28 protein-coding genes are annotated in these 21,886 nt (G+C 59.6%); 25 read left to right on the top strand and 3 right to left on the bottom strand.

Going from position 1 to position 21,886, the window contains the following annotated elements; genetic code table 11:
• Window positions 1–116 precede the first annotated feature (116 nt).
• The 24 genes from AB1J88_RS11795 to AB1J88_RS11680 all read left to right on the top strand — a co-directional run bounded on the left by AB1J88_RS11795 (window position 117) and on the right by AB1J88_RS11680 (window position 17,566).
• Complete coding sequence (locus AB1J88_RS11795; protein WP_430291140.1) at window positions 117–1,040, top strand: GPO family capsid scaffolding protein; 924 nt, start codon at window positions 117–119, stop codon at window positions 1,038–1,040.
• Between the two features lie 2 nt (window positions 1,041–1,042).
• A complete protein-coding gene (locus AB1J88_RS11790; RefSeq protein WP_169840861.1) occupies window positions 1,043–2,062 on the top strand; it encodes a phage major capsid protein, P2 family in 1,020 nt (339 codons plus the stop codon).
• Window positions 2,059–2,778, top strand: a complete 720-nt coding sequence (gene gpM, locus AB1J88_RS11785) for a phage terminase small subunit (protein ID WP_430291139.1) — start codon at window positions 2,059–2,061, stop codon at window positions 2,776–2,778. Before AB1J88_RS11790 ends, gpM begins: the two co-directional genes overlap by 4 nt.
• 98 nt (window positions 2,779–2,876) lie before the next feature.
• Window positions 2,877–3,338 (top strand): head completion/stabilization protein, encoded by a 462-nt coding sequence (locus tag AB1J88_RS11780; RefSeq protein WP_430291138.1) that lies wholly within the window; start codon window positions 2,877–2,879, stop codon window positions 3,336–3,338.
• Window positions 3,335–3,787 carry a phage tail protein gene (locus tag AB1J88_RS11775; protein ID WP_430291137.1) on the top strand — a complete coding sequence of 151 codons (453 nt, stop codon included), beginning with the start codon at window positions 3,335–3,337 and terminating at the stop codon, window positions 3,785–3,787. Before AB1J88_RS11780 ends, AB1J88_RS11775 begins: the two co-directional genes overlap by 4 nt.
• On the top strand, window positions 3,774–4,457 hold the full coding sequence (locus tag AB1J88_RS11770; RefSeq protein WP_239777746.1) for a virion morphogenesis protein: 684 nt from the start codon (window positions 3,774–3,776) through the stop codon (window positions 4,455–4,457). The genes AB1J88_RS11775 and AB1J88_RS11770 overlap by 14 nt, the downstream gene beginning before the upstream one ends.
• An 11-nt stretch (window positions 4,458–4,468) precedes the next feature.
• Window positions 4,469–5,584 carry a DUF2586 domain-containing protein gene (locus AB1J88_RS11765; RefSeq protein ID WP_430291136.1) on the top strand — a complete coding sequence of 372 codons (1,116 nt, stop codon included), beginning with the start codon at window positions 4,469–4,471 and terminating at the stop codon, window positions 5,582–5,584.
• 6 nt (window positions 5,585–5,590) lie between these two features.
• A complete protein-coding gene (locus tag AB1J88_RS11760; protein WP_041074596.1) occupies window positions 5,591–6,043 on the top strand; it encodes a phage protein in 453 nt (150 codons plus the stop codon).
• Complete coding sequence (locus AB1J88_RS11755; protein WP_041074594.1) at window positions 6,043–6,255, top strand: TraR/DksA family transcriptional regulator; 213 nt, start codon at window positions 6,043–6,045, stop codon at window positions 6,253–6,255. Before AB1J88_RS11760 ends, AB1J88_RS11755 begins: the two co-directional genes overlap by 1 nt.
• The gene (locus AB1J88_RS11750; RefSeq protein WP_041074592.1) at window positions 6,252–6,548 is read left to right on the top strand and encodes a hypothetical protein; all 297 of its coding nucleotides are present in this window, start codon (window positions 6,252–6,254) and stop codon (window positions 6,546–6,548) included. The genes AB1J88_RS11755 and AB1J88_RS11750 overlap by 4 nt, the downstream gene beginning before the upstream one ends.
• Window positions 6,545–7,072, top strand: a complete 528-nt coding sequence (locus AB1J88_RS11745; protein WP_430291135.1) for a lysozyme — start codon at window positions 6,545–6,547, stop codon at window positions 7,070–7,072. The genes AB1J88_RS11750 and AB1J88_RS11745 overlap by 4 nt, the downstream gene beginning before the upstream one ends.
• The gene (locus AB1J88_RS11740; RefSeq protein WP_430291134.1) at window positions 7,069–7,587 is read left to right on the top strand and encodes a lysis protein; all 519 of its coding nucleotides are present in this window, start codon (window positions 7,069–7,071) and stop codon (window positions 7,585–7,587) included. The genes AB1J88_RS11745 and AB1J88_RS11740 overlap by 4 nt, the downstream gene beginning before the upstream one ends.
• 8 nt (window positions 7,588–7,595) lie before the next feature.
• Window positions 7,596–7,886: a putative phage tail assembly chaperone gene (locus AB1J88_RS11735; RefSeq protein ID WP_430291133.1), complete on the top strand. Its 291-nt coding sequence runs from the start codon at window positions 7,596–7,598 to the stop codon at window positions 7,884–7,886.
• Window positions 7,887–7,909: 23 nt separating this feature from the next.
• Entirely contained in the window at window positions 7,910–8,050 is a 141-nt protein-coding gene (locus tag AB1J88_RS11730) for a DUF6890 family protein (RefSeq protein WP_169840848.1), read from the top strand.
• Window positions 8,051–8,055: 5 nt separating this feature from the next.
• Complete coding sequence (locus tag AB1J88_RS11725; RefSeq protein ID WP_430291132.1) at window positions 8,056–10,041, top strand: phage tail tape measure protein; 1,986 nt, start codon at window positions 8,056–8,058, stop codon at window positions 10,039–10,041.
• Complete coding sequence (locus AB1J88_RS11720; protein WP_041074583.1) at window positions 10,038–10,355, top strand: DUF2590 family protein; 318 nt, start codon at window positions 10,038–10,040, stop codon at window positions 10,353–10,355. Before AB1J88_RS11725 ends, AB1J88_RS11720 begins: the two co-directional genes overlap by 4 nt.
• Window positions 10,352–11,524 (top strand): baseplate J/gp47 family protein, encoded by a 1,173-nt coding sequence (locus AB1J88_RS11715; RefSeq protein ID WP_430291131.1) that lies wholly within the window; start codon window positions 10,352–10,354, stop codon window positions 11,522–11,524. The genes AB1J88_RS11720 and AB1J88_RS11715 overlap by 4 nt, the downstream gene beginning before the upstream one ends.
• The gene (locus AB1J88_RS11710; protein ID WP_041074579.1) at window positions 11,521–12,045 is read left to right on the top strand and encodes a phage tail protein; all 525 of its coding nucleotides are present in this window, start codon (window positions 11,521–11,523) and stop codon (window positions 12,043–12,045) included. The genes AB1J88_RS11715 and AB1J88_RS11710 overlap by 4 nt, the downstream gene beginning before the upstream one ends.
• Before the next feature lie 9 nt (window positions 12,046–12,054).
• Complete coding sequence (locus tag AB1J88_RS11705) at window positions 12,055–13,734, top strand: phage tail protein (protein ID WP_430291130.1); 1,680 nt, start codon at window positions 12,055–12,057, stop codon at window positions 13,732–13,734.
• A gap of 8 nt (window positions 13,735–13,742) precedes the next feature.
• On the top strand, window positions 13,743–14,450 hold the full coding sequence (locus AB1J88_RS11700) for a hypothetical protein (protein WP_430291129.1): 708 nt from the start codon (window positions 13,743–13,745) through the stop codon (window positions 14,448–14,450).
• Complete coding sequence (locus AB1J88_RS11695; protein ID WP_430292686.1) at window positions 14,447–15,370, top strand: hypothetical protein; 924 nt, start codon at window positions 14,447–14,449, stop codon at window positions 15,368–15,370. The genes AB1J88_RS11700 and AB1J88_RS11695 overlap by 4 nt, the downstream gene beginning before the upstream one ends.
• Complete coding sequence (locus AB1J88_RS11690) at window positions 15,367–15,915, top strand: DNA-binding protein (RefSeq protein ID WP_430291128.1); 549 nt, start codon at window positions 15,367–15,369, stop codon at window positions 15,913–15,915. The genes AB1J88_RS11695 and AB1J88_RS11690 overlap by 4 nt, the downstream gene beginning before the upstream one ends.
• Window positions 15,912–16,616 (top strand): hypothetical protein, encoded by a 705-nt coding sequence (locus AB1J88_RS11685; RefSeq protein WP_430291127.1) that lies wholly within the window; start codon window positions 15,912–15,914, stop codon window positions 16,614–16,616. Before AB1J88_RS11690 ends, AB1J88_RS11685 begins: the two co-directional genes overlap by 4 nt.
• Window positions 16,589–17,566, top strand: a complete 978-nt coding sequence (locus AB1J88_RS11680; protein ID WP_430291126.1) for a hypothetical protein — start codon at window positions 16,589–16,591, stop codon at window positions 17,564–17,566. Before AB1J88_RS11685 ends, AB1J88_RS11680 begins: the two co-directional genes overlap by 28 nt.
• 1,120 nt (window positions 17,567–18,686) lie before the next feature.
• On the opposite strand, the gene AB1J88_RS11675 is transcribed toward AB1J88_RS11680, so the two are convergent.
• The 3 genes from AB1J88_RS11675 to AB1J88_RS11665 all read right to left on the bottom strand — a co-directional run bounded on the left by AB1J88_RS11675 (window position 18,687) and on the right by AB1J88_RS11665 (window position 20,488).
• Window positions 18,687–18,938: a hypothetical protein gene (locus AB1J88_RS11675; RefSeq protein ID WP_430291125.1), complete on the bottom strand. Its 252-nt coding sequence runs from the start codon at window positions 18,936–18,938 to the stop codon at window positions 18,687–18,689.
• 623 nt (window positions 18,939–19,561) lie between these two features.
• Window positions 19,562–20,071 (bottom strand): GNAT family N-acetyltransferase, encoded by a 510-nt coding sequence (locus AB1J88_RS11670; RefSeq protein WP_430291124.1) that lies wholly within the window; start codon window positions 20,069–20,071, stop codon window positions 19,562–19,564.
• A gap of 9 nt (window positions 20,072–20,080) precedes the next feature.
• Window positions 20,081–20,488 carry a hypothetical protein gene (locus tag AB1J88_RS11665; protein WP_430291123.1) on the bottom strand — a complete coding sequence of 136 codons (408 nt, stop codon included), beginning with the start codon at window positions 20,486–20,488 and terminating at the stop codon, window positions 20,081–20,083.
• A 1,043-nt stretch (window positions 20,489–21,531) separates the two neighbouring features.
• Between AB1J88_RS11665 and AB1J88_RS11660 the strand changes: the two genes are divergently transcribed.
• Window positions 21,532–21,852, top strand: coding sequence for a YbjQ family protein (locus AB1J88_RS11660; protein WP_007960724.1), 321 nt, complete (start codon window positions 21,532–21,534; stop codon window positions 21,850–21,852).
• Window positions 21,853–21,886: the final 34 nt, after the last annotated feature.

The following is a 21,886-nucleotide window of genomic DNA, read 5'->3' as shown; positions in this document are numbered from 1 at the left end:
GCGGCGTTGTTCGTAGAGTTTTCTTCTACGAATCGGGCCGAAGCAAAGCGTTTGTTTGGGGGATTTCGGCTCCCTATCGTGGCGGCTCATTCAACGATTGAGCGCAGTCACCACTCATGCCCCGTTCCCTTGTCTCCTACTGGAAACGTGTTGCCACCAGCGGCCCGACCGTCGATGGCCGCGAGATCCTGCCCCAGGAACTGCGCGACATCGCCGAGACCTACACGCCGACCCTGTACACCGCCGTTATCTGGTGTGAACACGAACGGTGGTTCGGTTCATTCGGCACCGTGTTCGCTGTGCGTCTCGTCGAGGACGCGGAAGACCTGGAGCCTGGCCAAGTTGCCCTTGAGGCGCAATTGAAGCCCAACGACAAGTTGCTGCGCCTGAACGACGCTGGCGAAAAGCTGTTCACCAGCATTGAGATCAGGCCGAATTTCCGGGGCCGTGGCAAAGCCTACATGACCGGCATCGCGGTCACTGACGAACCCGCCAGTGTCGGAACCCAAGAGCTCTACTTTTCCAGCCGCACCAGCCGCGATTCGTACTACGCCGCTTCCCACGAGCTGGGCTCTTTGAGCGAAACCGAGCCGCAGGGCGAGTTTGGGCGCCTGGCCGCCATGTTTACCCGCCTGTTCAAGCGCTTCGGCATTGAAGACACGCCCACCGAAACCACTCCGCAAACCCCAACCGAGAGCAAACCCCCAATGGATGAAGCTACCGCAACGGCTTTGAAAGCCCTGCTGGCCCAACTGCTGGTCGTCGCTGCCGGCATTCAGGCCGTGATCGAGCCTGCCGCCGAAGACGCACCAGAACCCGATCAGACCCCGATCGATGACGTCAGCGCTGCAGTAGAAGAGATCGTCACGACTGCCGAGGAAGAGCGCGAATTCAAGCGCAACGGCGGCGGTAACAAGGCAGTGCTGGCGGCGCTTGGCAACCTGCAGAAGCAATTCTCCGCACTGCAGAACACCAGCACTGGACGTCAGTTGCCGCGCACCACTGGCGCAACTGACAAAACCAAAGCGCGGGTACTCTGACCATGGCCCGTTCCCTGAGCGCTTATGGCGCCAAGATGTACGCTGAAATGCAGCTGGCGATCGCCGAGACCTACGGTGTCGAGCTGGCCAGCAAGATGTTTTCCGTTGAGCCTTCGATTGCCCAGGAGCTGAACGACGCCATTACCGCCAAAGCGGACTTCCTGCAGCGCATCAACGTCATTCCGGTGACCGAGATCAAGGGCGAGAAGGTGTTTATTGGCGTGTCCGGCCCGGTGACTGGCCGCACCAACACCAAGACCACCGATCGCGTGGCGAAAGATGCTTCGGCACTGGAAAACAGCACCTACGAGCTTTCCTCGACCGAATCGGACGTGGGCCTGCCTTACGCGAAAATCGATGCCTGGGCCAAGTTCCCGGACTTCCATCAACGCTACTCGGCTGCGGTGCAGAAACAGATCGCGCTGGATCGCATCATGGTCGGTTTCCATGGTGTGAAAGCGGCTGCGCAGACCGACATCGAAGCCTATCCGATGCTGCAGGACGTGAACAAAGGCTGGCTGCAGCAGCTGCGTGAACAGGCGCCGCAGCAGGTACTCAAGGAAGGAAAAACACCCGGCAAGGTCACCATGGGGCCGGGCGGTGACTACGAGAACCTCGATGGCCTGGTGCATGACACCAAGCAAATGGTGGACGAGCGTCTGCGCGACGGCGGCGACCTGGTGGCGATCATCGGCACCGACCTGCTGGCTGCTGACAAGGCGAAGCTGTACGCCAAACAGGGCGACACCCCGACCGAAAAAGAGCGCATCGAGGACGCCCAGGTGATCGCGACCTACGGTGGTCTGCCGAGCTTTAGCGTGCCGTTCTTCCCGGTCAACGGCGTCCTGGTCACCAGTTGGGACAACCTGTCGATTTACTTCCAGGACTCCAGCTGGCGCAAGCAAACCGTGGATAACCCGAAGCGTTCCCGCGTTGAGGACTACAACAGCCGCAACGAGGGTTACGTGATCGAGCAGCTGGAAAAGATCGCGCTGACCGAGAACGTGGAGCTGGTGAAGTGAGCCTGGCTCTCGCACATAAGCGCCGCACCCTGGCTATGGGAACCGCTGCAGTGATCGCTGCTGCAGCGGCACCGCTGGCGTATTCGCCAGCGGAAGCCCTGAGCAGTCCGGCCAACGCGAAAAAGCACCTGCTGCTGATGGAAGCCTCGCTGGATGAAGACCTGAAGCGCTTGAGCGATTTGAAGAACTTGGCGAGCAAACAAACGCTTAAGCGAGCTGAGTTGCTGCCCAAGTACCAGGACTTCATCCAGCGCTACATGGATTCGGGCCTGGTGATGCCGAACCGCGTATTGGTGCAGGTAATGATCTGGCTGTTCGACACCGAGCAATTCGAAGACGGCCTGGAACTGGCGGACTTCGCGATCGAGCAGGGCCAGGAGATGCCGGAGCGCTTCAAGCGCGACGTGCAGACCTTTGTCGCGGATGCAGTGGTCGACTGGGCCTACGCCGAATACAACGCCCAGCGCAGCCCGGAACCTTACCTGTCCGATCTGCTGCCGCGTGTTGACGGTGAGTGGAATCTGCCCGAGCAGATTCCGAGCAAGTACCACAAGTTGATTGGCATGCGCGCCATGGAAGCCGAGCAGTGGGAAACCGCGCTCAAGCACCTGGAACGCTCCACCGCGCTTTACGCGAAAGCCGGCAACGAAACGCGCATTGCGAAGTGCCGAAAGGCGATCGCCAAACAACCACCCGCCGTCACCGGCGCCCAATAACTGACTACCCCCCCAGCGGGGAACTGTGGACGTGTGTCTGCCATTTATGGCCAGCCTCACGAAAAACAGTCTCCCCGCCCTAATTCGAGCGGTCAGCAATGAGCTTTTCCGGGAAACCCACCACCTTTGTGGAACAGATCATCGAGAACGACGGCTTCTGGCCGGATCTCTCCGTGTCCGAATTCCAGAAGGGTTACCGCCTGCCGGCGGAATTCCTGGGCGATCTGCTGACCGACGCGCTGAGCATCGCCATGGCCGAGGTCAACAGCGACTTGGCCAAGCTCAAATCCAGCTGGCTGGCGGCGGGCATTACCACCGTAGAAAAAGCCGATCCGATGTCGCTGCCGGAACGTGCCTGGAAAGCGAAGTTGTACAAGCGCGCCGTGTATTGCCGCGCCAAGGCCAGCGCCCTGCAGCAGTTCGCCACCGTGACCCGCCGTGAGAGCGCCGAGAACACCGGCAAGGAAGCGCCGGAGCGTGAAGACACGTTTCTGGCATTCAGTCAGCAGGCTGTGCGCGCCTTGCAGGGCCGTGGCCGCATCACGGCGAAGTTGCTATGACCAAGCTTCAGGCACTGACTGCCTACCTACTCGAACGCCGCGTGGTCGAGCCTGAACAGCTCGACAGCTGGACGGAGCAGGTCAAGCTTTCGCTGATCTGGAAACCCGACGTCGACGGCATGCACTTTGCTGACATGCACTATCGCGCCGTGATTGTCATGGAGCGCTTCGCCGATCATCCGGCCCGCATGATGGCCTTGGTCGGCAGTTGGCTGGAGAACCACGACGCTGATCGCGACCGCCACGAGCTGCCGGCGCCGGAATTCGCCGTGGAGCCGGTCGACGCCGATCTGTTCGACGTGGAAGTCACGCTGGAATTCGTCGAGCCGCAGTACCTCTCCGAAGATCCGGACGGCGAAGTCGAGGCCTTCGGCAAGACCTGGGCGTTCATCCCGTTTGACCTGTGGGTCGCTGAGCATGGCGAGGTGGCCACCAATGGCGGGGCGTAGCACGTTCGAACTCGACGTACTGGGTCGCCTGGGCGTGCGCGAGCAACTGGCATTGCTGGCCATGCCGCCCCAATTGCGCCGCCGGTTGTTGAACCAGGTCACCAAGCGCGTGCGGACGATGAGCCGCAAACGTCAGCGGGCCCAGCAGAACCTTGACGGCTCGGCGTTCGCTCCGCGCCAGGGCGACGGCAAGGGCAAAAAGAAGATGGAAGCCGGCCTGGCCAAGCTGATGGTGGTCACTCGACTGACCGCTGATGAAGCGGAACTGGGCTGGAAAAACGCCCTGACCCGATGGGTCGCCGCCCAGCAACACAACGGCGTCAGTGAACGCCGCACCGCTGCACAGATGCGCCGCTGGAACAAGACCCCGCCGGGACTTGCGGCCACCGAAAAGCAAGCCAAGCGCCTGCGTCGGCTGGGTTTTCGCGTGCGCCAGGCTGGCAAAAAGAGCCTGACCAGGCCGTCGGTGGCGTGGATTCAGGAGCATGTGAACTACGCCAAGGCGGGCTTGCTGATCCGCATCCTGGACGACCAGCGCAGCGAGTCTTCGGGCGCGCAGAGCTGGGAAATCACCCTGCCGAAGCGCCAGTTCATCGGCGTTAACTCCGATCGCGACACCAATCTGCTGATTAATCAGGTGTTGCAACAAATCCTTAATTCACCCCGCTAACGAGGCACTGCATGGCACTCGGTCAAGTCACCGTCGACAATCTCAATCTGGGCCAGGGGCCAGTGAGCGAGATTGAGCGTTACTTTCTATTCATCGGCCCTGCCGGCAAGAACGTCGGCCAGTTTCTGCCCCTGAACAACGACAGCGATCTGGACGCCGCCCTGGGCATTGCGGCCAGCGACCTGAAAACCCAAATCACCGCTGCTCGTCTCAACGGTGGCCAGCGCTGGGCATGCGTGGCCGCTCCGATCGGCGCCGAGGGCAATTGGACTGATGCGTTGGAGCAATCCCAGCAACTGGGCTACTCCGTCGAGGCTGTGGTCATCACCAAACCGGTGACCGCACCGGCAGAACTTTCGGCCATGAATGACGCTGCTATTTCGCTGAGCAATACCTATGGGCGTCGAATCTTCGTGATGGCGTGCACTGCCGGCATTACTGCCGACCAGACCTGGGCGAAGTACGTGGCCGAGCGAAAAACGCTGTTGGCCAACCTTGCAGCGCCGCGTGTGCTGGTTGTCCCGCAGTTGCACGGCAATGACTTGGGCGTGCTGGCTGGCCGCTTGGCCAACGCTTCCGTAAGCATCGCCGACAGTCCGATGCGCGTGGCCACCGGTGCTGTGCTGGGCCTCGGCCCGGTGCCGATTGATGGCGAAAAAATCTCTCTGCCCTCGGCTGTGCGCTCCGAACTGGATCGGGCGCGGTACTCGGTGTCGCAAACCTATCCGGACTATCCGGGCGTGTATTGGGGGGACGGCAACCTGCTGGATACCCCGGGCAGCGACTTCCAGGTCGTCGAATACCTGCGCATCACCGACAAAGCCGCTCGCCTGATTCGGGCGCTGCTGATCCGTCGCGTGGCCGATCGCCGCTTGAACAACACCCCAAACAGCATGGCCGTCAACACCAACCAGTTGATGGCTCCACTGCGAGCCATGGCCAAGTCCGTCACGTTCGCGGGCCAAGTCTTTCCCGGCGACATCGAGCCGCCGAAGGACGGCGACCTGGTGCTGACCTGGTTGAGCAAAACCAAGGTGGTCGCCTACTTCAAGCTCAAACCCCTCAACTGCCCGAAAGACCTGGCGGCGAACATCGCCTTGGATCTTTCCACCGATAAAACGGAGTAACGCGCCATGGCGAAGATTGGCGGCAAGAACTTTGACGTGAACCTGGGCGACATCGCGCTGCACGTCGAGAGCTGCACCCTGGACATTACCGACAACTCGGCGGTGGCCCAAACCCGTGGCGTTCCGGACGGCTACGTGGACGGCGATGTTGCCGCCGCCGGCGAACTGGAACTGGACAGTACCAATTTCAACCTGCTGGTGGACGCCGCCCGCTCGGCAGGCAGTTTTCGCGAGCTGAAACCCTTTGACTCGGTGTTCTTCGCCAAGGCCGGCGAGGACGAGGAAATGCGTGTGGAGGCATTCGGTTGCCGGTTGAAGGTGTCCAGCCTGCTGTCGATCGATCCCAAGGGCGGCGAAAAGAGCAAATACAAGGTGCCGTTTGACGTTACTAGCCCGGACTTTATCCGTATCAACGGCGTTCCCTACCTGGCCGCAGCTGAAACCGAGGGGCTGCGCTAATGGTGGACTGGTTCGACCGTGCCCAGGAGCTGGAGCAACGCCAACGTGACCAGGCGATCAAGGCGCAGCTGCAGACGCCTATGCCGGTCGGGCCAAGCCTGACCCATTGCCAGGACTGTGACAAAGAGATCCCGCCGGCACGCCAGGCGCTGGGCGGTATGACGCGGTGCGTTCCGTGCCAGACGGACGTCGAGAAGAGTAAACGCCGATGACTACTGAAACTTCGCGTCTGGGAACGCTGGAGCGGCAACTTGCCGTGATCGAGCACCGCATGAACGAGTTTGAAGGCCGTCACGAAACCGTGCCGACTCGTGTGACCAAGCTTGAGCAGCAATTCGAAAACATGACTGGCCAGCTCAAGGAACTGAACAAAGGACAGCAGGCGTTGACCCTTGCGGTAAACGTGATCGGCTCCAAAGTCGGGCGTTTGCTGACCATCCTGACGCTGGTTGGCGCTGTGCTGCAGATGGTCGTGCCGGCGCTGTTGCGTGTGTGGTTCCCATGAGCCTGCGCGGGCGGATAGCCGCCGGTTTGATCGCGCTGGCCAGCACGCCGCTGGTGATCTTCTTGGGCACCTGGGAAGGCAACGGCCAGAACACCGTTTACGCGGACAAATTGGCCGGCGGGCTGCCTACGGTGTGCAAAGGCATCACCCGGTTCACCAGCCCGTACCCGGTCGTGGTCGGCGACTACTGGTCGCCTGCCAAGTGCGCCGAGGTGGAGCAACTGGTGATCCGCAACACGCAGCTGCAGCTGGCCGAGTGCATCACCAACCCGAACGTGAACCAGAACACGTTCGACGCACTGACCAGTCACGGCCACAACTTCGGCGCGGCCAGCACTTGCGCCAGTCGAGCGGTCGCGCTGATTAACGCCGGTCACATTGCCGAAGGCTGCAAAGCCCTGGCTTGGGCGCCGGACGGCAAGACGCCGGTATGGGCCTTTGTGACGGACGCCAAGGGCCAGAAACGCTTTGTTCCCGGGCTGCATAACCGCCGGCTGGCCGAGGTGGGAGTCTGCCTGAAATGACCATTTCACCTTTCAAGGCCGCACTGTTCGGGATGCTCATTGCCACCCTGGTGCCCCTGTATTGGTTTATCCGGCTGGTGGATCAACGCGACGACGCACTGGAAGACCTGCGAGGCCTGAAGACTGAGGTGGTCGGCCTGCGCCAAGCGGTACGCATCAGCGGTGAAATGCTCGCCGAGCGGGATGCGATCGACCAACGAAACACCAAGGAATTGACCGATGCACGCACTGAAAACGAACGCCTGCGCCGTGCTGTCGGCGATGGCACTGGCCGGCTGTACGTCAGCGCTACCTACCCCGCCTCCGGATCTGTGTCCGCCACCACCGGCACCGCCCGCGTGGCTGATGCAGGACGCGCCGAACTCGCTGCAGACGCTCGACAGGATTATTTCACCCTCCGAGATCAACTCGCCCAAAGCCGGCAAATGATCGTCGGGCTGCAGCAATACGCCTTGGACGTTTGCCGGCGATCGTCGGCGCACCTGGGCAACCCCTTACCCAACCTCAATAAGTGAGTCATCCAATGAACGAACAGAACAAAGAAATCATCCTGGAAGTCGGCGAAAACGAATTCACCTTCAATCTGACGCCGGCGGACGTGACCAAGTATTTCAACGCTCTGACCCAAACCAACAAGGTCGCCCCGGGCAACAACCTGTTGATGAACACCGTCAAGCAGGAAGAAAAAGCCACGCTGAAATCGATACTGGCCAACCCGGTGATGGTGATGCAAATCGCCGGCGCGCTGCTGGAGGAATACGCACCCAATGTTGAGGTGATCGTAAAAAAGCGCTCGAGCACGCTGAGCGCCTGAGCGAAAACGGCCTGGGCCAGTTGATGGCCCTGACGCACCGCTGGCTACCTGGTGCCGAACCCACGCCCGAGGCGATGGGGATGGCCAAGTGGCTGGAGGACGAACACTGGAGACGCATGGAATTTGCCGTAGCTAACGGCATTGCCATTGCGCTGAACGGGTAACGACATTGGCAGACCGTAGCGCCAGCCTGGCTTTCATTCTCAGCTTGCAGGACAAGGTCACCGCGCCCCTGGGCAAGGTGAAAACGGGTTTTGCCGAGCTTTCCGATCAAAGCGAAAAGCACATAAAGACGATCGGCCTGGGCTTGGGCGGACTGACGGCGGGCGTGGTCGCCATTCGCGAATCCATGGAACCGGCGCTGGAGGTCAACCGCGCCCTGGGCGACGTGCGATCGCTCGGCGTGGCTGAGGATGCTCTGTCCGCGCTGAACAGCAAGTCGCTGGAGTTCGCGGTGAACTACGGCGAGAACGCCAAGGACTTTGTAGCGTCCGCGTACCTCATCGAGGGCGCCATCAAAGGCTTGGCCGGCAACCAGTTGGCCACCTTCACCAACACCAGCAACCTGCTGGCCAAGGCCACTAAAACCGACGCCGAAACCATGGGCGAATACGTCGGCACGCTTTACAACCTGCAGAAGTCCCAAGCCGATGTGATGGGGAAGGGCGCGTGGGTGGAAAAACTCGGCGGCCAAACGGCGCTGGCGGTTCAGCTGTTCCGCACCAGTGGCGCCGCCATGAAAGACGCGTTCAAGGAGGCCGGGGCGATCGCGACGACCTCTGGCGTCGACCTGGCTGAACAGATGGCAGTGATCGGCACGCTGAGCAGCACCATGGAAGGCGGCGACGCCGGCGGACGCTACAAGGCGTTTTTTGAAAACATCGGCGCCGCCTCGGAAAAACTGGGGATGAAGTTCACCGACCAGCAGGGAAAAATGCTGCCGATGATGACCATCCTGGACAAGCTCCAGGGCAAGTTCGGCGACCTGACCAGCGCGTCCGCCGGGGCCAAGCTGCTGGAGGCTTTCGGCGGCGAAGGTGCCCAGGTGATCGGCGCGCTGGCCAAGGACACCGATCGGCTGCGCAACGGCATCGAGCAGCTGGGCAAGGTGCGCGGGTTGGAGAACGCCGAGCAGATGGCGCGGGCGATGGTCGATCCCTGGCAGCAATGGGCGTCGCTGGTCGAGGTCATGCGAACCATGTTCGGCCAGGTGCTGATCCCGGTGCTGTCGCCGTTCATGACCAAGATGGTCGACATCGGCAAAACTCTGGTGCGCTGGTCGCAGCTGTTCCCGAACATCACCCGGGTTATCGGCATCACCGCGTTGTCGATCATGGGCATTGTTGCGGCCATGTCAGCGCTGACCATGGCGGTGGGCATCATGCGCATGACCTGGCTGGGCATGCTCACCGTGTGGAAAGTGTTCCAACTGATGGGGCTGCGCACCGTCGCAGTGTTCATTCTGCAGAAGGTTGTAATGCTGGCTTACGTGGCCGTGATCTACACGCTGAGCGCCGGCCTGGCCGTCATTCGCGGCAGCATGATGTTGTGGCAAGGCGCGATCTGGCTGGTCAACGCGGCGCTGTTGGCCAACCCGGTGGCGTGGATCGTGGTCGGGATCGTTGCCCTGGTCGCCGCGATCGCTGCAGCCGTCTACTACTGGGACGAATGGACGACGGCCCTGATGAATACTGCCGCGTTCCAGGCGGTGGCCGAGACGTTCCAGAATTTGTCCGACTGGTTCAATTCCATGGGCGGCTGGTCAGGCATGGCCAAGGCCGCGTGGGACAGCATCGTCGGCATTTTCACCAAGGCCGTTAACGGCGTGATCGAGCTGCTTAACAGCATCCCCGGCGTAAACATCGAAGCGCGCTTCGGCGGTATGCCCGAGGTGCCAGGCGTCGACGCCGCTGCCAGCGCTTCCGACACCGCCAACGCCGCGCAGAAAGCCCAACAGACCATCAATGCGGCCATTCCAAGCCTGTCACCGGTGCGTCCGTCTGCAGTGCCGCCGGGCGGGCTGCTGACCAGCATTCAGAACAACAACAGCAGCCAGAACAAGGGCACGCATGTGGAGAACGTGAACATTCACACCGGCAAGCAGATGACGCCGCTGGAAATGGAAAACATGGTCGCGATGGCGGTGGGGGGATGAGTGAGTACGTGGATCTGCTGATCGTCGGCAACGACCTGGCACTTGATCCGTCGCACCAGCCGCTGCTGGTCGACGACCGCGCCTGCATCGCCCAGGACATCGCGCACATGATCCGCGACAGCGGGCTGCTGGTGACGCTGGTGGCTGAGCGCGACCGCCTGCGTCAACGCGATTGCGTCCAGCAGATGGAATTGCTGGTGGAGGACGACGTGCGCCTGGTGCCCGGGACGGCACGCATCACCGAGCAGGCGCCTGGCGTGTACCTGGTCACCGCCAAAACCATCAAATTCGGATCGATTGAGGTCAGCCTGTGAGCATCGATTTTAAAAAGGTGATCGCCGATGCCGGCATCCCGACCACTGAGGCGGCATTGAAGGCCGAGTGGGAAAAGGAAGTTGAAGCCCAAGGCGCGAAAGTGGCCAACACCAGCAGCTATTCGCCTTTCTGGCGGGTGATGACCGCGCTGGTGACCAAACCCGTGCTGTGGCTGCTGGATTTTCTGTGCATGACCGTGCTGCCCAACTTCTTCGTGAAAACAGCGGTCGACGCTTGGCTGGACACACTGGCATGGGCGGTAAACGTCGAGCGTAAAGGCGCGACCAAGGCCCAGGGAAAACTGTTGTTTACCCGCGCCGTTCCGGACGGCGTGCTGCAGCTGGAAAAGGGCATTGTGGTGCAGTCTGCCGCGATCAACGGCAACGTCTATCAATTGGTGACCACGGCACCGGCGACGTTCCAGCAGGGCCAGCTCCAGCTGGACGTCCCGGTCGAGGCGATCGAGGCGGGCAGCGGTTTTAATCTGGCCCCGGGTTACTACGCGATCCTGCCGGTGCCGATCCCCGGCATTGTCCAGGTGGTGAACAAAGACGGTTGGCTGGCTTCGCCAGGTGCAGATCCGGAACCCAACGACCAGTTGCGTCTGCGCGTGCGTAACCAGTTCTCGGCGGTCAACCAGTGGCACACCGACGCGGTGTATCGCGCCATGATTTCCGCCTTCCCCGGCGTGCGTCCGGATGGCGTGTACTTCGAACACGGCGCGCCCCGTGGCCCGGGCAGCGCAAATGCCTACATTCTGTTTGATGCCGGTGTGCCGGCGGACACCTACCTGCAGCAAATCAACGCGCATATCCGCGACCAGGGCAACCACGGCCATGGCGACGATCTGCTGGCCATGGTTATGCCCGAAGTCCCGGCGACCGTGACGCTGTGGCTGTGGCCCAAGCCCAACTTGAGCGCCGAGCGAATCAGCGCCCTGGTGAAAGAGGTCGAGCTGTTCGTGCGGGCGGCGTTTCGCGAAAGCACCGCGACCGACTACCAGCCGACGCTGACTTATCCACAGTCGCGATTCAGCTATAGCCGCCTGAGTGAAGAACTCCACCAGCAGTTCGCCGATATCGCTTCCCTGCGCTTTCTACCGGGCCAGGACATCATCAGCGGGCTGAACATTCCGCGCCTGGGCCAGTTGAAGGTGACGGCGCAATGATCAAGTTGAAATTGCCTTTCTGGCTGGGCGGCACCGAGCTGGCGAAGTTGTTGGCCGCTGCACAGTCCTGGTGGGAAACCGTCTCCGGCTGGCTGCGCTGGCCCTATTCGCAGATCGATCCCGACACCTGCCACTTGAGCATCCTTGAGTTGTGGGCTTGGCAGCGTGACGTAACACGCTTCGCCGGCGAGCCGGAAAGTCTGTTCCGGTTGCGCGTGAAATACGCCTTCGTCAACTCGGTTGATGCCGGCAGCACCGCCGGCATGAAACGCATTTTTGAGCGCCTGGGCGTCGGCTACGTGGAGATCGAGGAGCGTCAGCCCGACCGGGATTGGGACGTCGTGCTGTTGAAGTTCAGCAACGCGCAACTGTCGCTGAACCCGGAGCTGCTGCGCGTGCTGATCCAGCAATACGGTCGGACGTGCCGGCGCTATGACTTCGTGACCATCACCCCCGTGGGCCTGCAAGTGGGCCTGATCGACTTCAACGACGACCAGCAGACGCTGGTCGCCAGCCTGTAGGAGCGCAAAGTGAGCGCCAGTATTACGTTGGCCGGCGAAGGCCAAATCGCCCTGAAACAAAGCCAGAAAAAGTCCCTGGTTATCACGAAATTCATTTTCGCCAACGTGCCCGGGCTGGCTACCGAAGCGCCGGTGGATCGTGCTGCCGGCAAGCCGCCGGCGGGCCAGATCGTGCACACCTACGAGATTCCCGAGGGAAACAGCGGTTTTGTGAACCCCAACCAGATCGTCTACAGCGCGCAGCTGGGGTCGGACATCGGCGATTGGGACTTCAACTGGGTCGGCCTCGAGGACGCGGACGGTTTGCTGTTCGCCGTGTCCTACGTGCCGCTGCAGCAGAAGCGCAGGAACATCCCGCCACTGCAGATCGGCAACAACGTCACCCGTAACTTTCTGGTGGCGTTCGACGGTGCCCAGGCGCTGACCGGCGTAAAAATCGATGCCAGCACCTGGCAGCATGACTTCACTGTGCGCCTGGCGGGCATTGATGAACGTCAGCGGCAGATCAATGGTGATGTCTATGGCCGAGCGTGCTTCTTTGGCGCCGGCTTCAAAATTGACTGGGTGAACGATTCGTTCCAGATGAACCCAGGTGGCGCCTATATCGCGGGGATTCGTGTCGTGCGATCGACCCCGTTGAAGATTGAGCCGCCGAGCTACCCCACAGTGGCCTGGCTTGATGTCGCCCTGAAGCGTGAACTCAACGATGTTGTGGCCAGCTACACGATCGTGTTCGGAGCCGATCGTACCGACTACACCGACAGCGCCGGCGTTGGCCACTACTGCGTTCCCCTCGCCGAGATCCCCAACGCTTCCATTGCGCTGGATAGGCGAGTGGTCGAGCCAATCGACGCTTCGCTGATTACCTACCTTGCGGCCAGGAACGGCGACTACCCGCGCTTGCGTGCTCGAGGGACAAAGAAAGAAGACGTCGGGCTGAGCAATGTTCCCAACGCAATCAGCGACGATCCGGGCACCAACAGCAGCCAGATCATTGCTTCGACCGCCGCGCTGAACAAGCTGCAGCAACAGGTCGGAGACTCGATGACCGGGATGGTTGCCGCATTCGATATGACCAGCGCGCCGCCTGGATGGTTGAAGTGCAACGGTGCCGCCATTTCGCGAACCACCTACGCCAAGCTGTTCGCGGTGATCGGCACCCGGTACGGCGCCGGCGATGGCGTGAATACCTTCAACTTACGTGACATGCGCGGCAAGTTCATTCGGGCCTGGAGCGACGGCGGCACTTTGGATGCCGGCCGGGCGCTGGGCAGTGACCAGGCTAACCAAAACCGCGCGCACGCTCACGCCGCGTCAACTGCCGGAGCAGGTGCCCACGGTCACGGCGGACATATCGACGCCGCCGGCTGGCATGGTCACTCGGCCTGGACAGCAGGCGCTGGTGAAGGAAACACCCAAATTCTGATGGGCAACCAAGGCATCAACGTCGGCGGCAACCTCGCCGGGTCGGTGATGGGTTCCAGCTCCGGCGGAGCCTTCTGGCGAGAGTTCGGAAGCGCCCACGCTGCACACACCCACGCCGTCGGCATCAATGGTGACGGTGTACACACCCACGGCCTGAACATCTACGCCGACGGCCACCACGTTCACGGTGTCACGGTTGCCGCAGACGGGGGCAATGAGTCCCGTCCGGACAACGTGGCATTTCTCGTCTGCATCAAATACTGAGCGCCTGTATGAACCGAAAAATCGTCTATCAAACCAATTCCTTCGGACGCTACGTCGGCACGACTGAGGCGGAGGCTTGCCAGCTGGAACCCGACGTCTTTCTGATTCCCGCAGGCTGCGTCGAAATCCCGCCTCCGGAAGAACCTGAACACAAGGCTGCGTGCTGGATTGATGGAAAGTGGCAACTGCTGGACTTTTTCCAGGGCGTAACCGCGTACAACATCAAGACCGGTGAGCCGCTGACGCTCGACGGCTTCGCGCCGATGCCCAGCGGCTACACGCTCATGCAGCCAGAGCCGCTTCAAGTCTGGAAAAACGACCACTGGGTTGACGACACCGCTGCGATTCTGGCTTCGCTAAATGAGCAGAAAAAGCAGGAAATCAACCAGGCGTGCACCAAGTACACCGAATCCGGGTTCGTTTCCCAGGCGCTGGGCTGGCCATTTCATTACGACAGTGAACTGGTCGATCAAATCAATTTGACCGGTTCCATCCTCTCGGGCCTGGCCGCCGATATCGCGTGTACCGACATGGAGCAGCACAAGGCCTTCAGAACCCACACCGCCGAACAATTGCGCGATGTTGGCCAAGATCTTTTCCGTTTCAAGCAGGCGGCGCAATTGCACGCCGAAAACCTGCGCCAAGCGCTGGCCAAGGCGTTCAACGAACAAGACAGCAAAGCGATGGACGCCATCAAATGGACGCCGCCAGCATGACCTGGTCACCGGTGACGATGCGCTGGCCAGAACAGGCCACGCAATGGATGGGGGGGCTGTCTGCCGCCAAGGATCTGGCCACCGGTGAGCTGGCCAGCACAGCCCAGCGGCTGGCTGGTCTGGAAGGTTTGGCCAGCACCAATCCGGGGCCGGTCGGTGATGCGGCGAAAAACGCCGTTGAAGCCGGACGTACCGCATTGGCCCAGCAGCTGGGCCAGGTGCCGTCGTGCCTGGTGGTGACGCCGTTTCAAAGCGGCATCGGCCAGGGCAAAGGCTATCAGCGCTACCTGTCGGCGCCGAATGTGCTGGAACACTTGGCCAAAAAACTGGAGGACGCCACCGATGCGGGCCGTCCGGTTGGGCCTCAATATGCCCTGTCGATTCTGTTCTTAGGCACACGCCTGGAACAGTTGGCCAGCGGTCTGTCGCGCTTCAATGCGTTGCTGCCGATCGGCGACCTGGTGCGAACCGAGCGGCGCGCCCAGCACCTGCTGAAACTTGAGAGCGACAAGTGGGAGATCCCCGGCGCCGGCCCGTTGCCGCGCTGGCAAGGACTGCCCCTGGAGCGATGCACGGTGGTCAAGGCTGCCAAGCAATCGATGGCCGGCCAATTGGCCGTGCTGGAAGGCTACGCCGCCGACAGTTCGCCGCTGGGCGATCTGGCTGCGCTGGCCGCTCGAAAAGCCGCCCAGCAACAGGGGCGCGATCAGCAATTGGCTGACCTGAAAAACCTGCTGGCTGGCGGGAACCCTGACGTCAGCATACGGGCGCGCCTGATTGGCCCGGGTAATCCCAGCGAGCTGCGCCAGGAACTGCTGAGCGGCGATGTCCCTGGGCATGAGTGGGTGCAATGCGCCGGCCTGCTGCTGGTGGGCACGCAAGAGGGGTTGAGTTTCGTACGGGAGCTGGTGGGCCTATGACGCTGTTGCTCGATGGGCAAAAAGTCCAGGGGAAGAACCTCAAGGTCACCGGCAATCTACGCATCGAAAGCGGCGACATGTCGGGGCAGACCAGCAACACCGACAAGGCGCACAAGGGCTTCAAGCCCAAAACGTTGGCCGTCTCGCTGATGATCCCCTTCGTTGATCGGGTGCAGCTGACTGACTTGATGCGTCTGGCCGAAGCCACGGCGAGCGGCGGGGAGTTGCATCTGTATCGCGTCGTGAACGACACCGCCGAAGCGTTCGGCGTGCGTCAGGTCGAATTCTCCGAAGGCGTCAGTGCCCGTGAGGCCGACAGCCTGAAAGCCTGGCTGGTGCAGTTCACACTGAGCGAGCGCGAATCGAACCCGGAAAAGGTCGAGGGGCGGCGTGCCGGCAACAAGGTCGACGCCCAGGGCGCCCCGGGCAGCACGGTCGGCGAAGGTGGTAGCAGTTCCGGTTCGGGGGACAACCCGGAACTGAGCGGCTTTGAAAAGGTGCTGGGCCGTGTGGATAAGTGGCTGGGCGGGAGTGAGCAGAAGTGAAGCTGCACAAGGTTCTGGCCATCAATGGCGCGCCTGTTCCCCTGGTCAAGGAAGACGTTCGGCTGGACGCCACCAGTCCCGGGCGGGCGAATTTCACCGTGCAGTCTGCCGAGCCGCTGAAAGGGTTGGTAACGCTGGACATCGGCTACAACGACCGCACGCTGCAGCGCCACTTCATCGGCTACGTCGAGCGTTGCACCGCCGCCAACGCCAAGGAGCAGGTGCTGTTCTGCCGTGAGCTGGCTGCCGTGCTGGCCAACCCGTTGCCGCTGAACCTGCGTCACGTCGATCTGCGCGCCGTGCTGGCTGCCATCAGCGAGCAGACGGGGCTGCGCTTTCGCGTTCCTGATCGGCCTTACGCCGGCGTGAAGGCACCTTACTTCTACAGCCTTGCCGCCGGATACCAGGCGATGGACAGCCTGGCCCGGGTGTTCAGTATTCCGGATTTCACCTGGCACCAGCTGAGCAACGGCGAAGTGTTCGCCGGCAGCTGGGCCGACGGCTTTTTTGGCGCCCGAGCGGCGCTGCAGATTCCCACGGAGCTGTTCGACGGCTACCAGGGAAACCAGAGCGCGATGGTCGCGGCCCTTCCTGGGCTGCGACCGGGTGCAACGATCAACGCCGGCGAGCGTGTCACCAGTGTGACGCTCGCCAATGACCAGATGGCCATCCGATGGAAGACGCAATCCGCCGCGCTGTAGAGCGCCAATTTCCAGAACTCACCGGTGGTTACCACCTACCGCGATTCGCTCAGGTCACCGCCGTGGCCGATGCGCCGGCGGACGCTGGATTGTGCGACGACTTCCGCCCGCGCTACGCCGTGGACATAGTCGTCCTCGGCCCCGACGACGCCCCAGATCCGGCCATGCCACCATTAACTGGCGTGCCGCTGCCACTGCCTACGGGTGGCGAGGAAATGGGCATTTACGCCTTTCCGGAGGAAGGCACGCGGGTGGTGGTGTGCTTCGCCTACGGCCTGCCGAACAAGCCTTACATTCAGTCGATCCTGCCGCACGGCCTGAGCATGCCCAAGGTGCCGAAGGGTGACCAGGTGTGGCAGCACAGCGGTACCGCCCAGCAGCGGGTCGACGCGGACGGCAACTGGTTACGCCAGACCGATGGCAAGATCCGGGATCAAGCGATCGAGCGCGAGATTGAAGCCCTGGACAATCGCGAGCAGTTCCAGAGCCACACGCGAGCGGTCGACGACCATTCAACCGAGACGGTGGGTGGTGTGAAAAAGATCGAGGCGCTGGGTGCCCTGAAATTGCTGTCGGGCGGATCTGCGAGTTTGGCGGCGGTGGACGATCTGCACCAGGCTACCGGGCGGGATCTGAACTTGGTTGTGGGTCAGAAGCATAACGCCGCGGTGGGTGGTGACATGCAGGAGCGGATCGAGGGTTTGCGCAAGAGTGTCGCCGGCGCAAGTCAGCAACTGCAGGCACCGAAAAGCTGGATCGGCTCCGGAAGCGTGAACCTCTTTCAAATCGTTTGCGAAACTCTCTCATTGCTGCAAGAGCTGAACACACAGCTTTCAACGCACACTCATTTACCTGGCCCAGCGCCGAGTCCGAGTGATGCAACGATCTTCATCGAGAGGGCTAAAAAAATCGCAGCGCTAAACTTAAAGTTGACCCCAATTACTCTATAAAAAGAGTAACGCCGCTGTTATCACTCATTATTTAGAGTGAAAACCAAGCAAGAATCCTTGCATGGCTCTGTGGATGAACGTGCCCGGGCAGAGCAACTATCGCCCGGGTATGAAGTATACTTCATACTCGCCTCGACCGTTCGTCGGGTCGTTGTACGCCTCTAGCGTAATACAACTCACATATTGACAGAGTCGGCTGTATTACATCGCATCTACAAACGCATTGCCGCCGGCCAGCGCAAACCCGCTAACTGTCGAGGTTTGGCCAATCTGTTATCACGCGCCCGGGCGAAAAGCGCCACTGCCCGGGCTGAGAATGCAGAAAGGCCGGGCGTGCGCCCGGCCTTTCTACGATAGCGACAAGTGGTTTCCAAGCCCCAATCCTGTGATAGATTGATCCCAGCACTCGACGCCCTACAGCTTTTGAAACTCGCAACTCGAAAGGTTAGGGCGTACCAATGTGGCAGTCAACCATACGGTTCATGATTTACCGTTAAAACTTGCGCTTAAAGGTCTATTAATTATAGTTAGAAGTTAATTAACTGTCCTTCGGTGTAATCGGTTACTGCATCGCTGAGTGCTAACAAAGCTGCTTTCTCGTGCTGAGAAAGTTTGAGATTGTACTTTCGAGGTTTATAAATATGCATCGATTGCTTGCTCGCTTCATTCCAGAAGAGTTAATCCGGATTCTGCAAACGGCTTATTGGTCAATCCGCTTGTATCGAATCTATCAACAGCTTGAATAATCATCGATTCGGCAGGGGCTTCGGCCCCTGTTTTGCTGTTGATTCTTCGGATTCACAGTGCTGATATTCATCCTTCACGGCACCACCAGGATTGCGCATAAGCGCATCCGTCGATTATCTCGATGCCAGAGATAACGAAACCCGTAACCGACATTCCTGCCAGCGAAGCGTCAACCAATGGTGGGAGCGGGTCGGGGTCTAGCGGCATGCCCATCTCGGCGCTTGCATGGTTAGACGCTCTGCCCATTACGTCACACATCGTTGAATTAACCATGACGTTGCACCTGATCGCGGGATACTGACGGCGCTCTTTCGGTGTGAGCGGTACACCGCGCAAACGCAACGGCGTGACCAGCATATGCATGTGGTGACCCCTATTCGTCTGTCTTGATGTCGTGCAGTGATTCGATGGCGAAGGCCAGCGCGGCGTCTGCTAGCTCCAGGAAGTCGCATAACTCGCCATCGTCTATGACCTGTTGCTGGTGCAACTGGTGGGCCTGCCTGAGCAGCGCCTTGTGATGCGTGCCCGGCTTACTCAGCAGTGCTTCTTTATCCAGCAACAGTCCATGCCAGTTGCCCATGAGCGATACCCGATCGGCAATGCCGCCCGCAAAATCTCGATTCATCGCACAACCCGTGCTTATTGGAACACTGTATGTGTATACAGCTTATCAAGCGAAGGTCTCTGCTGCAGCAGCTCGCGACTGACGGTCAGCAATTCAGCCCCGTCGGCCTCAGGTAGGTGGGGTTTGTTGGTGTGGGCGCAGCCCTGGAAAAACTTCTGGCACGAAGAAAAAATCTCGCGAGAAATCACTTATCCCCCTCCCGCCGGCGGGCTTTGTATCAATTATTTTTGCAAACCGGCGCGGGGTGTAACCCTCCTCCAGACAAGCGAACATGGCCGCTGCCCCCGTGAATCTGCGATTGCAAAGAGTGCAAGGTTTTGCAAGGAAATGAAGGTAATACGCATCGATGGAATGCTGTCATGAAAGCAGACGTGTTCCGGAAACCCCAGCCCCGCTGGGACAAAAAACGACAAACCTCGAATTTGCACCGTTTTTTTATTTTCTTTAGCGGCGCGAGCGTGCTTAGGGGGAGCGCTGTCACACAAGCGTTATCGACTGGAAGGCCCTTTTAGTAAGGGCTACAGCCGGATTGGGACAATCTACGTATTTCACTAGCGCACAGCGATCCAAGGTGATGGATAGCTTCGCGTGAAGAAGGGCGAGAAAGGGTGTCAGAGCTCTGATTAAGCTAGGGATCTGAAACCTTGAATCAACGTCGCAGTAGAGAGAACTAGACGCAATGGATTGTTTGATGACGGTAGGAACCCGAGTGCGTCCCTATAGAAATCCGCCACGGTGGAGTCTTTCGCATCAACGACAATGAAGGCTACGCCGGACTGTTTAGATATCTCGTACACGCGGCGAAAAAAATCACCCATCAGTCGTAGGCCAAGCCCTTGTCCCTGGACCATTTTGTCGACAGCCAACCGGCTTAGGAGAACTGCTGGCATAGGATAACGAGGCATCTTCTTTCTTTGCTCATCACTGAGTTCGCTCAATGCCAAAGAGGTATTCGCCAAGGTGTAGTACCCCAGCAATAATCCGTCTTCCACATATAAAAACGTGCGTGAGAGATTGCGCTTTTGGTCTTGCCCAGCGTGCTCAAAAATGTAGGTATTTAAAGCAGGATGCTTACCACAATCAAAAGCCGAGCGGTCAATCGACTTATCAAAATCGATGGTTATAAAATCCATTTAATGCCCTTAGCGGAGGGTAAGCAGACTGCGTAGTGCCTCGGTAGGCTCGGGCGGATTGTCAAGCAACTGATAAGCTTTCTCAGCTTTTAAGACTGTCATTTCTTCAGCATCAAAAGCTGTGGCATTGTCTTCATGCACGACAGATCGAACCGCAAGCGCAGCCACTACCTTCTTAAGCTCCGCCATATCACGCTCAAGATCTGACAGATGAGGCGCACGCATCAACCGCGCTCTAGCACCCGTTTTTTGACCGAGAATACTGCTAGAGAGGCTCTTGGTTGCATGCTTCTCCACGACACCGTCCGCGTGTACCAAAAGCGCCTTGACGCTGCCATCGCCGCTGTGAACCAGAACCGTTTCCATGTTACCTAATACGATCCGGGTATGTTTTTTCTGCTGAGCTACTTTTTCCACGTTAACCCCCTTTGTGCCTTTCCATACTACCTCATTTGTTCTTGACATCTAAGTGTCAGCCGTCTAGAGACATTCAAAGTCATGCTTCGTCCTGATGGACACTGGAGCGAGGTCAATCAATCAACCTATAGGCCTGAATCGGCACTATCAGCGAATTTTCCGTCCAATGGCCGTGCGATGCAGGGGAATTTCATCGCTGCGTATGTATACAGAACACCTTCCCAGCCCTTGGGATGCTCGCTGGCATACATCGAATACGTCACGCATCGAGCTTCCGGGTAAAGCGTCTTCTCTTGGCATTGGTACTGCTCCATTTTAAAGAAACCAGAATAGCAGCGAGAGTGCACCAGATTGGACCCGAAAGCGGTTGCTTGGGATTTGCCCTATGCATATTTTCAAACGTGGGGTGGGAAAAAGGTAATTTTGGTAAGCGAAGGGGTGAAAGTGGACTACAGCCCTTATGGTGCTTGGCTTTCATTCATTACCTCAAAGGGTAATTTTAGGTAATGGTGAGGGTAATATTTTCTGAAGTGCCTGATTTTACTGGGTTTTAGGGGTGTCAGCGATTACCCATGGGAAAGGTAATTTTCTAACCTCATACTTACTAAATTATTACCTCTGCGGAATTCTCTCAAGGCCGCGATTTTCAAGGCTTCCAAAGGTCGCCTCCTGCTGCATTACCAAAATTACCTTATTCCCATGGGTCAACATGAAGCGTCGAAATGGCCTTCTCGACCCTGTTCTGCAACCTGGTACGCAAAACCCATGGGACTGGCATGGGACTGAGATTCAAAATCTCGCTCCTCTGCAGCCCTTATAAACCGGGGGGGTACGCTCAGAAAACCGCAAACGGGTAGTTTCGAATCTCTCCTTCACCGCCAAATTCAATATACAAAACCCCTGATTTCGAAAGAGATCAGGGGTTTTGTGGTTTCTGGCGTCTGGATTTTAATCCGCCGCGCAAGTTGCGCTGGCAGTGCTCGGCCAGGATGGCCATAGCACATTACAATCGCCACTTTATCCGCTGAAAAAGGACGGTTCCCATGATCATCTCCACCACCCACGCCATCGAAGGCCGCCAGATCACCGCGTACCTGGACATTGTCAGCGCGGAGTCGGTGCAGGGCGTCAATGTGATTCGTGATCTGTTTGCCGGCATGCGCGACTTTTTCGGTGGGCGCTCGCAGACGCTGGAGCGTGCGTTGAAAGAGGCGCGGGTTCAGGCGACTGACGAGATCAAGGAGCGGGCTCGAGCGTTGCAGGCGGATGCGGTGGTCGGGCTGGATTTCGAGATCAGTATGCCGGCGGGCAAGGGCGGCATGGTCGTGGTGTTCGCGACCGGCACAGCGGTCAAGTTGCGTTGAGGTTTTGCAGGTCAGCGCCATGGCTTGGATCCCA

Source organism: Pseudomonas sp. S8, from assembly GCF_050473925.1.
In the GTDB taxonomy this organism is placed as follows: domain Bacteria; phylum Pseudomonadota; class Gammaproteobacteria; order Pseudomonadales; family Pseudomonadaceae; genus Aquipseudomonas; species Aquipseudomonas parakoreensis.
Note: the sequence above shows the minus strand (reverse complement) of the source record. Positions and strands in the feature narration are given on the sequence as shown.